Origin of the sequence: Neobacillus novalis NBRC 102450, assembly GCF_001591805.1 — a bacterium.
GTDB classification, from domain to species: Bacteria; Bacillota; Bacilli; order Bacillales; family Cytobacillaceae; genus Neobacillus; species Neobacillus novalis.
Genome location: NZ_BCVP01000030.1, coordinates 1 through 11812 on the forward strand (window position 1 = coordinate 1; position 11812 = coordinate 11812).

Annotated in this window: 10 protein-coding genes; all 10 read right to left on the reverse strand. The window is 42.5% G+C overall.

Annotated features, from left to right (window positions below; all coding sequences use genetic code 11):
• Positions 1-96: 96 nt before the first annotated feature.
• Positions 97-819 carry an amino acid ABC transporter ATP-binding protein gene (locus BANVL01_RS19975; RefSeq protein ID WP_066089601.1) on the reverse strand — a complete coding sequence of 241 codons (723 nt, stop codon included), beginning with the start codon at positions 817-819 and terminating at the stop codon, positions 97-99.
• Complete coding sequence (locus tag BANVL01_RS19980; RefSeq protein ID WP_066089603.1) at positions 812-1471, reverse strand: amino acid ABC transporter permease; 660 nt, start codon at positions 1469-1471, stop codon at positions 812-814. The genes BANVL01_RS19975 and BANVL01_RS19980 overlap by 8 nt, the downstream gene beginning before the upstream one ends.
• Positions 1472-1542: 71 nt before the next feature.
• Entirely contained in the window at positions 1543-2325 is a 783-nt protein-coding gene (locus tag BANVL01_RS19985) for a transporter substrate-binding domain-containing protein (protein WP_066089607.1), read from the reverse strand.
• A 225-nt stretch (positions 2326-2550) separates the two neighbouring features.
• Positions 2551-2988: a BrxA/BrxB family bacilliredoxin gene (locus BANVL01_RS19990; RefSeq protein WP_066089610.1), complete on the reverse strand. Its 438-nt coding sequence runs from the start codon at positions 2986-2988 to the stop codon at positions 2551-2553.
• Positions 2989-3061: 73 nt separating this feature from the next.
• Positions 3062-4186, reverse strand: a complete 1125-nt coding sequence (gene meaB / locus BANVL01_RS19995; RefSeq protein ID WP_066089613.1) for a methylmalonyl Co-A mutase-associated GTPase MeaB — start codon at positions 4184-4186, stop codon at positions 3062-3064.
• Positions 4186-6384 carry a methylmalonyl-CoA mutase gene (gene scpA / locus BANVL01_RS20000; RefSeq protein ID WP_066089616.1) on the reverse strand — a complete coding sequence of 733 codons (2199 nt, stop codon included), beginning with the start codon at positions 6382-6384 and terminating at the stop codon, positions 4186-4188. Before scpA ends, meaB begins: the two co-directional genes overlap by 1 nt.
• Positions 6365-8239, reverse strand: a complete 1875-nt coding sequence (locus BANVL01_RS20005; protein ID WP_066089619.1) for a methylmalonyl-CoA mutase subunit beta — start codon at positions 8237-8239, stop codon at positions 6365-6367. The genes scpA and BANVL01_RS20005 overlap by 20 nt, the downstream gene beginning before the upstream one ends.
• Positions 8240-8380: 141 nt before the next feature.
• The gene (locus BANVL01_RS20010; RefSeq protein WP_066089620.1) at positions 8381-9676 is read right to left on the reverse strand and encodes a dihydrolipoamide acetyltransferase family protein; all 1296 of its coding nucleotides are present in this window, start codon (positions 9674-9676) and stop codon (positions 8381-8383) included.
• A 138-nt stretch (positions 9677-9814) separates the two neighbouring features.
• The gene (locus BANVL01_RS20015) at positions 9815-10798 is read right to left on the reverse strand and encodes an alpha-ketoacid dehydrogenase subunit beta (protein ID WP_066089623.1); all 984 of its coding nucleotides are present in this window, start codon (positions 10796-10798) and stop codon (positions 9815-9817) included.
• 12 nt (positions 10799-10810) lie between these two features.
• On the reverse strand, positions 10811-11812 hold the full coding sequence (locus BANVL01_RS20020) for a thiamine pyrophosphate-dependent dehydrogenase E1 component subunit alpha (protein ID WP_066089626.1): 1002 nt from the start codon (positions 11810-11812) through the stop codon (positions 10811-10813).

Here is an 11812-nt window from a genome sequence, read left to right on the forward strand (position 1 = left end):
CGCTGGAGCTAGACATTTCTCAAAGTCAAAAATTTATACTTTCTTATCTGTAAAGTAAAAAGATGATCCCTTAAGACCATCTTTAGCATATCCTTATTAAAGCATTTTTTGCAAGAAATCCTGTGCCCTTTTGCTTTTTGGATTGGCGAAGAATTCTTTTGGCGGGGCATCTTCAACGAGTATGCCGCCATCAAGAAACAGAACCCGGTCAGCGACTTCCCTTGCAAAGCCCATTTCATGTGTCACAATCGCCATCGTCATGCCTGTATCGACAAGCGATTTCATGACCTCAAGAACCTCCTTGACCATTTCCGGATCAAGAGCAGACGTTGGTTCATCAAACAGCATAACCTCCGGCTCCATCGCCAACGCTCGGGCAATCGCCACCCTTTGTTTTTGCCCGCCAGATAATTTTGTAGGATATTCATTGGCTTTTTCCGATAAGCCTACTTGTTCCAATAGCTTATAGGCTACTTTTTCCGCTTGATCCTTTGATAGCCCTTTTACTTTAATAGGTGCATAAGTAAGATTTTGCAAAACGGTTTTATGCGGAAACAAATGAAAGTGCTGAAAAACCATACCGACATTTTGCCGCACCTTCATAATGTTTGTTTTTTTATCGGTAACATCTTCATTTCCTACCCAAATCTTCCCGTCAGTTGGTTCTTCAAGTAGATTCAAACAACGGAGGAAAGTAGATTTACCAGATCCTGAAGGGCCGATGATTGCTACGACTTCCCCTTTATTAATGGAGGTGGAAATGCCTTTTAGAACTTCTAGTTTTCCATAGTTCTTATACAAGTTTTCGATCTTAATCACTGCGTCTCATTCTCCCTTCAAGCGCTTTTCCTAAGAAGGTCAAGGTAATCACCATTAAGTAATAAATTAAACCCGCTATTAATAATGGTTCAAAAAACGAGTAGTTTTCCGCCCCCACTTGATAAGAACGACGCATAATATCCATAACCCCGATTGTGGTGACAATCGCCGATTCCTTGGTTAGGGTAATAAATTCGTTCATTAACGCTGGAAGGATATTTTTAAGTGCTTGCGGCAGAATGATATCCCACATCATTTTTCTATACGGCACACCTAATGCCATCGCTGCTTCTTGCTGGCCTTTATCAACAGCGAGAATTCCTGCCCGGATAATTTCTGAAATATAGGCACCTGAATTAAGTGCAAATGATAAAATGGCCGCAGTATATGGCTCAATTTGATAGCCGATTAGCTGCGGTGAACCATAATAAATCAACATCAATTGCAATACTAACGGTGTCCCTCGGAAAATCGAGGTATACACATCCGCAACCCAGTTAAGAATTTTTACCGAACTAATTTTAAATAATGATAAAATGATTCCAAGTGCAAACCCTAATACCCCAGCTAATAGCACAATCTGAAGGGTAACTAAAATACCCTTTAAAATATATGGCATGGAGGGAATGAATTGAGTAAAATCTAAGTTCATTCATCTTCCGTCCTCTCTTTAATAAAAATGTTTAGAGACGCTCAGAATCGAACGTCTCATGCGAATCTAGATTATTGTTCCCCGCCGAACCACTTCACAACAAATTTTTGCAGCTCGCCGTTATCTTTCATTTTCTTTAACTCTTTGTTAAATTTCGCTGTTAACTCACTGTTTTTCGGAAAGGCAATTGCAGAACCTGCTTCTTTAGGGTCATCACTAAGGGTGAAGCCTGCAAAATCTTTTTCTTTCTCCAAATACCCTTTTGCTACTGTGTCTTCAATAATCGCAGCATCAAAACGGCCTGATTTGATTTCTTGAATGAGATCTGGAATACGATTACGGTTTTCAATTTTAATCGGCACTTCTTTATTGATTTCCTGTGCTTTCCCTTCTTGAATCGAGCCAAGCTGAACACCAACCGTTTTTCCTTTTAAATCCGCAATCGATTTAATGCCGCTGTCTTTTTTAGAAACTATTAAGTGATGGGCTGTAAAATAAATATCACTGAAATCAACGTTCTTTTTCCTTTTTTCCGTTGGCGTCATTCCCGCTAGGACAAAATCGGCTTGTCCAGATTTCAAGGATTGAACTAAACCACTGAAATCCATATCCTTAACCTTGACTTCGTATCCAAGGTTTTTCGTAATTGCTTTAGCTAGATCTGCATCAAAGCCAATGATTTCATCACTTTTTCCCGTTTCAACATATTCAAATGGCGGGTAATCCGCAGAGGTTGCCATTACTAATACCTTCTTATCCCCGCTTTTCTTATTTGCTTTATCGCTCGTACCGCATGCGGCAAGCACTCCTACTGTCAGCATCATGGTAAATAATAAAATAAAGCCCTTTTTCATTTGTTTTCCTCCTATAATTTATCCGAAAATTTGAACTCGTAATATTCATCTCATTTTCAAGATAGATAGATTATTTGATTAATAATTATTCAATGTAATGAATTTTAACACAAACTAATAATTATGCAAATATGTTTTTAAAAATTCGTATATATTTTTTTACTGTAATTTTTTCCATAGAAAAAGGACTAACCGCAATAAGAGATTAGTCCTGATGATTTCAGCTTAAAATTCTTCACAGTTTTCATCAAATTCTTTTTGCAGTTTTGAAACGACCGTTGCTGGATCAAAGCCTTCAATTTGATGTCTTTCGACCATTGAGAGAATCTTTCCATCTTTTAATAACGCAAAAGATGGTGAGGATGGCGGATAACCGGTGAAAAAGCTTCTCGCTGTTTCGGTTGCTTCCTTATCCTGTCCGGCAAAAACGGTAACCAGGTGATCTGGACGCTTATCATAATGAACAGCATGAGCAGCTGCAGGACGGGCAACGCCGCCGGCACAGCCACAAACAGAGTTAATCATCACTAACGTTGTGCCTTTTTGTGCAAGTGCTTCTTCTACATCCGCACCTGTTTTTAGTTCTTTATACCCAGCAGACACGATTTCTTGACGTGCCTGGTTAACCACATCATTCATAAAAAAGTTAAAGTCCATGCTCATAAAAATGTCACTCCTTAGTGTTTTACATAACTACATCATACCAGTTATAATGTGCTTTTTCCAAATGAAATGATTATTCTTTATTCGTTAAAAAGGTATTAAATAGAGTTTCAACAGCAGCTGCGACCGTCTTTTCTCCCGCAATAACTTCATTTTCCAACTTAGGCAGCTGATTTCTTATCCCACGGTGTTGATAGAAATGGAATTCGAGCTGATCGGTAATCATCGAATAAAGCCATTCTCTTGCTTGGCTTTTCCTTCTTTCGTTAAACACTCCTGATGCTTTGCCTGTTTGTTCAAAGGATTGAATGACCCTCCAGATTTCACTGATGCCCTCCTGGGTCATCGAGGAGCATGTATACGCTTTTGTTGCCCAGCCCTTTGTAGCTGGCTGCAGAAAGTGGAGGATGCGGTTATACTCTTTTCTTGTCTGCTCCGCCTTCTGCTTATTTGCTCCATCCGCTTTGTGAACAAGGATCGCATCAGCCAGTTCCATGATTCCCTTTTTCATCCCTTGCAATTCGTCACCTGCTCCTGTTAGCACAAGGAGCATAAAAAAGTCGACCATATCCCGAATAATGACTTCACTTTGGCCAACCCCTACTGTTTCGATTAAAATCACATCATAGCCCGCCGCTTCACAAATCAGCAGTGATTCCCTTGTTTTCCGGTGTACCCCGCCAAGCTTTCCCGCAGTTGGTGAGGGGCGGATGAAGGCTCTTGGGTTTCTCGCCAATTGCTCCATCCTTGTTTTGTCTCCAAGAATACTGCCGCCGCTAATACTCGAGCTTGGGTCAATGGCCAGAACGGCAACCCGGTGACCGAGGTCACATAAATAACTCCCAAAGGCTTCAATAAAGGTACTTTTGCCTGCGCCGGGGACACCGGTGATGCCAATGCGAATGGATTTGCCGCCATTAGGCAGAAGTTTTTGCAAGAGCTGCTGTGCTTTTTGGAAATGCTGTTCAGCATTGCTTTCCACTAGGGTGAGGGCCCTTGCTAGTAGACTCCGTTCACCTTTTATTACACCTTCATAAAGCTCATCAACTGATGGTTCCGAGTTCCTGCGTTTTTGAAAACGGATATTTTTTTGAATCGAAGCCGATTGCCCTTCATGCTCCTGACCTTTTCTTACGATACTTGAACAATTTTCAGGATTATTTGGGTCACTCCACTCCGGTTTATGATCCGTCGCCATTACTCTGACACTTCCTCATAACCAAGTTGTTTATAAATCTCCTTAATGACCTTTTGGGCTGCAACAGGAATAATTGTCCCTGGCCCAAAGATAGCTGATGCACCGTGGTCATATAAGAATTGATAATCTTGGGCAGGAATAACTCCGCCAATAACAACCAATATATCTTCCCTGCCTAATCTTCTTAGTTCCTCCACTAACTGTGGTAACAACGTTTTATGCCCGGCGGCAAGTGAACTCATGCCAATTACATGAACATCGTTTTCAACTGCCTGTAATGCGGATTCTTCAGCCGTTTGGAACAATGGACCGATATCGACATCAAAGCCGAGATCGGCAAATGCAGTGGCAATGACCTTCGCGCCGCGGTCATGACCGTCCTGGCCCATCTTCGCCACTAATATTCTTGGTCTTCTGCCTTCATTTTCAAGAAATTCATAGGTCATTTTTTGTACTTCCGTGATTTCCTCCTCATTGTTAAACGCTGTACTATATACACCGCTTATCGAGCGGATGATTGCTTTATGTCTGCCGGCAGCCGACTCAAGCGCATCAGAAATTTCACCAAGTGTCGCTCGCACTCGTGCGGCCTGTACTGCGAGCTCCAATAAGTTTTGCTCACCTGTTTCCGCTGCCTTCGTTAAAGCGCTCAGTGCTTCTTCCACTTTATGGTCATCACGACTGGCTTTCAAGGAATTTAATTTTTCGATTTGTTTTAAGCGGACAGCCGTATTATCGATATCTAAAATATCAATAGCCTCTTCTTTTTCGAGGCGGTAACGATTGACGCCAATAATTGTTTCCTTCCCGGAATCAATTTGCGCCTGTCTTCGAGCGGCTGCCTCCTCAATTCTCATCTTCGGCAGGCCTGTTTCAATTGCCTGCGCCATTCCACCAAGACTTTCAATCTCTTCAATATGTGTCCAGGCTCTTTGCACCAATTTATCGGTCAATTTTTCAACATAATACGAGCCTGCCCACGGATCAATAACCTTCGTCATTCCCGTTTCTTCTTGTAAAAATAACTGGGTATTGCGGGCGATTCGGGCCGAGAAGTCAGTTGGCAAGGCAATCGCCTCATCCAAGGCATTTGTATGCAATGATTGGGTATGCCCCATTACTGCCGCATGTGCCTCAATCAGTGTTCTAGTAACATTGTTAAAAGGATCCTGCTCGGTCAAACTCCATCCGGAAGTTTGTGAATGGGTTCGTAATGCTAATGATTTTTCATTTTTTGGCTGGAAGGATTTCATCATTTTTGCCCAGATTAAGCGGGCCGCCCGCATTTTGGCTATTTCCATAAAGTAATTCATCCCAATGGCCCAGAAAAACGACAGCCTTGGGGCAAATGAGTCGATTTCAATTCCAGCCTTAAGGCCTGTCCTTACGTATTCCAAACCATCCGCAAGTGTATAGGCTAGCTCTAAATCGGCCGGTGCCCCGGCCTCTTGCATGTGGTAGCCGGATATGCTGATACTATTAAACTTTGGCATGTATTTTGACGTATATTCAAAAATATCGGCAATAATCTTCATCGACATTTCCGGCGGGTAAATATACGTGTTACGAACCATATATTCTTTTAAAATATCATTTTGAATCGTTCCTGATAGTTTGTCCTGACTGACTCCCTGTTCTTCGGCCGTTACGATAAAATAAGCCAGTATCGGAAGAACGGCCCCGTTCATTGTCATCGAAACGGACATTTGATCCAATGGAATTCCGTCAAAAAGTGTCTTCATGTCGAGAACAGAATCGATCGCCACACCCGCTTTCCCAACATCACCAACAACCCGTGGATGGTCGGAATCATAGCCGCGGTGGGTTGCTAAATCAAAGGCGACCGATAACCCCTTTTGCCCCATCGCTAGATTGCGCCGGTAAAAGGCGTTACTTTCCTCAGCAGTTGAAAACCCTGCGTATTGTCTGACCGTCCATGGACGATTGACATACATAGTCGGATACGGTCCTCTTGTATAAGGTGGGAGTCCCGGAAGATCATCAATATGCGCTAACCCTTCCCGGTCCTCTTTTGTATAAAGTGGTTTTATAGCGATTTGTTCATTTGTTTCAAACAGTAGGTCCTCAATGGAAATGTCAATATCCTGTTTGACTTTTTTCTGCCACTGTTCTTTTGTGATTAACTTTTGCTCGTCAAACAATGCTAAATTTTGAAAATCAGGCTTTTGTTTTTTCATTGGTGTTCACCTCCAGTTCGCTCAAGATTGCCGACAGAGTTTTATAGCAGTTGCTTTTCAGATGGATAAACTGCTTAATGCCTTCGTTTATCCATTGGTCTTGTTTTTCCTTTTCGGGGAGTCCTGCTAAATAAAAAACCCGCTCTGGGAATTCAGCCTTTAATGCCGCTAGGATTTCATGACCAATCGTTTCATATTGATCATTTGTACCTAAGATACAGACGTACTTAGTCGACAGTTCTGAGACAAATTGTTTTGCAGTCTCTATGGATGAAATAGCATTACTTTCTACTACTTCTAAGCCACCCGTAGCAAGAAAACTCTTCATAAAATCAAGCCTTGCCTTATACTGTTTTAATTCCCCAATACAAATCAAACCTACTGATGGCTTCGCAGCTAATTTTTCTTCGATACTTTTTGCTTTTCTTCGCAATTCTTCATATGGTTCGGCCAACCGTTTTTCGAGAATAGCTTCAATTTTTCCCCCATCAGCAAAATATGGTTTCTCGTTTACTAGTGGTTTCTGAGGTACAGCATCAGCTAAATTAGCAAAGACATTTGTCCCAACAATACTTTGTTTTCTTGTTTGAATATCGCTATTCCTTTTTTCATAAACAGCGGTTATTTCCTGCTGGAGCCAGCTGGATTTTAACACTTCAAGAATTCCGCCTGATGAATCGATTTGTTGGAAAAAGACCCACGCTTTCTCAGCGAGTTGGTTAGTTAATGCTTCCACATACCAAGAACCGCCGGCAGGATCTATTACTTTTTTTAGATGCGCTTCTTCTTTTAAGAGCAGCTGGATATTTCTAGCGATTCTCTCAGAAAACGGTGTTGTACCAGTAAGTTCATCATAAGGACTTACATGTAAATATTGAATCCCACCTATAATAGCTGCAAAGGCTTCATTCCCTCCTCTTAGCAGGTTTACGTGGGGGTCATGAACAGTTTTGGTAAAAGAAGAAGTTACCGCAGCAATTACCATCCCACGTACTTCTTCTGTTGCACCATATAGTTCGGTTATTCGATTCCAGAGGACGCGGGCTGCCCGCAGTTTAGCTATTTCCATGAAATAATTACTGCCAATCGAGAATTGGAAGATCATTTTCGTTAAAATTTCCTCCAGCTCTATTCCTTTTTCCTGCAGTTTTTCAAGATAATAGACTCCTACCGCGATGGCAATCCCAAGCTCTTGAACAGCATTTGCCCCGCCATTATGATAAGGAACAGAATCAATTAAGATTGTGCGTAAGTTAGGAAAATTACTATTTGATAGCTGGATATTCTTAACCCATTCAGTGAAAAATTCATTGGAAATAATTCCCTCTTCTGCAAACAGAGCTATTGGGTCGGAACCAATATATCCGCAGAGTTGATTGTGGCCATCCAACCCTGCTACTTCTGTAAGAAATGACGTTTGTAAGTCTTTTGCGTTGATAGCAAATGGGTATTGATGATAGATTCCTGCTAGTATGTTTACTAGGCTTTTCTCCTCCTCAAACAGCACCTTTTTCACATCAAATGAAATGGCAGATTGCCCTTTATCAAATGATTGGTGGAGTTTCTCCTGCAATTCTTGTGGTGTTTGATAGGTAATACGCTGTGCTGCTTTCCATTCATTTTTCATATATCCAAGAGGATAAACCCCTCTTCTAAAATCGGAACCACCTGGGAATTCTGGAACGGACTGCTCATCCTGTCTTGTATAAAGCGGTTTCAAAACTATGTTTTCATATGTAGTAGTTTGTAATGATTCGACCGTTTTGCCTTTTAGAGATGCTTCAGCTTTTTCTTCCCATTCATACCTTGTCTTTAAGGCAAAAGACTGATTCTTTATTTTTTCCAAACTCCTCATCCCCCTTTCAATTACTAATTAAAGTAAAATTCAATTAACTCTTCTAAATACTATTTTATGGTACAAATAGAATTGAGGCAATGGAAAACGGTCGCCTAAAAACAAAACAACCGCTGCACCCGATATGCAGCGGTTGTTTAATTAATAAATCGAGGTTGTTGATTTTGAAGTATTTTCCAATATTTCTTTAACACGTTGTAAGAAACGACCGCTAACGAGACCATCTAATACTCTGTGATCAAGGGACATACATAGATTCACCATGTCGCGAACAGCTATCATGCCATGATTCATAACCACTGGGCGCTTGACAATTGACTCCACCTGTAGAATCGCTGCCTGCGGGTAATTAATGATACCCATTGATTGAACAGAGCCGAAAGAGCCTGTATTGTTCACGGTGAATGTTCCACCCTGCATATCCTCCGATCTAAGCTTCCCTGTTCTAACCTTTACAGCAAGCTCGGAGATTTCACGTGCAATTCCCTTAATCGTTTTTTCGTCGGCATTCTTGATAACTGGGACATAAAGTGCATCATCGGTTGCAACCGCAATCGAAATATTGATGTCTTTTTTCTGGATAATTTTTTCCCCGGCCCACATCGAATTGATTTGTGGGAATTCTTTCAATGCCTGTGCCACTGCCTTCACAAAGAAAGCAAAGAACGTTAAATTAAAGCCTTCTTTTTTCTTAAACTCGTCTTTTAGTGAGTTTCGATAGTCAACCAAGTTGGTTGCATCCACTTCAATCATGGTCCAAGCATGTGGTGCTTCGTGCTTGCTGCGCAGCATATTAGCAGCAATCGCTTTTCGGATGCCTGTTACCGGAATTTCGATGTCACCAGCAGTAACTGGGATATTCACCACAGGTGCCGCCTGCGCTGGACTAGAAACAGGCTGCGCCACTTCTTGTTTGGCAGCCGGGGCTGCTGCAGGCTCTACCTGCGCTTCTAGCCTTTGGCCAGCTACTGGGATATTTCCTGACTCAATTAATTTCAGAAGATCTTTTCTTGTAATTCGTCCACCCGCACCGGTGCCTGACACCTGAGTTAAATCAATGCCATGTTCTTGAGAAATTTTAAGCACTGCTGGAGAGTAACGGGCTTTATTTCCTTGATCCGCTTGGATTCCTGATTCTGCACCAATGGTTGCTGCAGCGGTTTTCTCAGCTTTTTCAGCTTCCTGAGGCTTACCGCCTTCAACCTCAATTGTACAGATAATCTCACCTACTGCTAATGTATCACCTTCACCAGCAATTAACTCTTTAATCACACCTGTAAAGGAGGAAGGGACTTCTGCATTTACTTTATCTGTCATTACCTCTGCAAGAGGGTCGTATTTATTTACTTTGTCACCTACGGAAACAAGCCACTTACTGATTGTACCTTCGGTTACACTTTCCCCTAACTGAGGCATTTTTATCTGTTCAATTGCCACTGTTCATACCTCCTATTGTCCAGCTCCGGCGCCTAGCCCCTCGAATCGCTTCGGTCCTGCCAATGAAGTCAAAGAACGACTTCACTGTCAGGCCCTCAAGCGCTTGTCGGGGCTGCCCAAGGCGCCTCCGCTTTTCTATCAATACTCCGCAAGCTCGCGCATTGCTTTTTCGACTTTGTCGGGATTTATCATAAAGAATTTTTCCATCGTTGGTGCATATGGCATTGCCGGTACATCCGGTCCAGCCAGCCGCTTAATAGGCGCATCTAATTCAAATAAACAATTTTCTGCAATAATAGCTGACACTTCACTGATAATGCTGCCTTCTTTGTTATCCTCGGTTACAAGCAGGACTTTCCCCGTCTTGGAAGCAGCTTCGATGATTGCTTCTTTATCAAGAGGATAGACAGTGCGCAAATCGAGAATATGGGCAGAAATTCCATCACTAGCTAATTTCTCCGCTGCTTGAAGGGCAAAATGAACACAAAGACCATAAGTAATAACTGTAATGTCTTCTCCTTCACGCTTCACATCTGCTTTTCCGATTGGCAAAGTGTAATCATCTGTCGGAACCTCACCCTTGATTAAACGATAGGCCCGTTTATGCTCGAAAAATAATACTGGGTCGTTATCGCGAATCGCCGCTTTTAATAAGCCCTTTGCATCGTAAGGTGTCGATGGCATCACTATTTTCAAACCAGGCTGGTTGGCAAATACTGCTTCAACCGATTGGGAATGATAGAGTGCGCCATGAACGCCGCCGCCATATGGAGCACGAATAACCATCGGACAGCTCCAATCGTTATTCGAACGATAGCGAATTTTAGCTGCTTCCGAGATAATCTGATTGACGGCCGGCATAATAAAATCGGCAAACTGCATTTCGGCAATTGGTCGCATACCGTACATCGCGGCACCTATTCCAACACCGGCAATCGCTGATTCTGCGAGAGGTGTATCGATGACACGTTCTTCACCAAATTGCTCATATAAGCCTTGTGTCGCTTTAAATACGCCGCCTTTTACGCCAACGTCTTCTCCGAGTACAAAAACCTTTGGATCTCTTTCCATTTCCTCACGAATGGCCATTGTAATTGAATCTATATATGAAATGATCGCCATGATATGTCCCCCTTACTCTTCCGTGTCCGCATATACATATTTCATTGCTTCTTCTGGTGCTGCATAAGGAGCATTTTCAGCATAATCAGTCGCTTCATTTACCTGCTTCATCACACGGTCATTGATTTCTTTTTCTATTTCATCATTCATAACGCCGGTTTCCTTTAGATAAGCACCAAACGTAATGATTGGATCTTGTGTTTTTGCCTTTGCCACTTCATCCGGAGCGCGGTAGGATCGGTCGTCATCATCAGAAGAATGCGGTGTGAGACGATAAGAAACTGTTTCAACCAATGTTGGGCCCTCGCCGCGGCGCCCGCGGTCAGCCGCCTCTTTAACAGCTTTGTATACTTCCAATGGATCATTGCCATCAACCGTAATGCCCGGCATCCCGTAACCAATCGCACGATCAGACACCTTTTCACAAGCTAATTGTTTTTCAATTGGAACAGAAATCGCATACTTATTATTTTCACACATGAAAATGACTGGCAGCTTATGAACACCGGCGAAGTTAGCCCCTTCATGGAAATCACCTTGATTAGAAGAACCTTCCCCAAAGGTTACAAACGTAACCAGATCCTTTCTTTCCATTTTTCCGGCAAGGGCAACACCGACTGCGTGCGGAACCTGAGTTGTAACTGGCGATGAACCAGTCACGATCCTATTTTTCTTTTGACCAAAGTGCCCTGGCATTTGTCTACCGCCCGAGTTTGGATCTTCTGCTTTAGCAAACCCTGACAGCATCAGTTCCTTTGGTGTCATCCCAAACGTTAACACGACGCCCATATCACGATAATAAGGCAGCACGTAATCTTTATCCCGATCAAGAGCAAAAGCCGCTCCTACTTGGGCCGCTTCCTGCCCTTGACATGAAATAACAAACGGGATTTTCCCGGCACGGTTCAATAACCACATCCGTTCATCAATACGACGAGCCAAAAGCATTGTTTCATATATTTCCAATACCTTGCCGTCGCTTAAACCTAAAGCTTCATGACGCTTTTCTACCAT

Coding starts and splice junctions, on each gene's coding strand:
- scpA (WP_066089616.1), bottom strand. CDS start 6,384: ATGAAAAAACAAAAGCCTGATTTTCAAAATTTAGCATTGTTTGACGAG.
- BANVL01_RS19985 (WP_066089607.1), bottom strand. CDS start 2,325: ATGAAAAAGGGCTTTATTTTATTATTTACCATGATGCTGACAGTAGGA.
- meaB (WP_066089613.1), bottom strand. CDS start 4,186: ATGGCGACGGATCATAAACCGGAGTGGAGTGACCCAAATAATCCTGAA.
- BANVL01_RS20015 (WP_066089623.1), bottom strand. CDS start 10,798: ATGGCGATCATTTCATATATAGATTCAATTACAATGGCCATTCGTGAG.
- BANVL01_RS20020 (WP_066089626.1), bottom strand. CDS start 11,812: ATGGTAGAAAAGCGTCATGAAGCTTTAGGTTTAAGCGACGGCAAGGTA.
- BANVL01_RS19980 (WP_066089603.1), bottom strand. CDS start 1,471: ATGAACTTAGATTTTACTCAATTCATTCCCTCCATGCCATATATTTTA.
- BANVL01_RS19990 (WP_066089610.1), bottom strand. CDS start 2,988: ATGAGCATGGACTTTAACTTTTTTATGAATGATGTGGTTAACCAGGCA.
- BANVL01_RS20005 (WP_066089619.1), bottom strand. CDS start 8,239: ATGAGGAGTTTGGAAAAAATAAAGAATCAGTCTTTTGCCTTAAAGACA.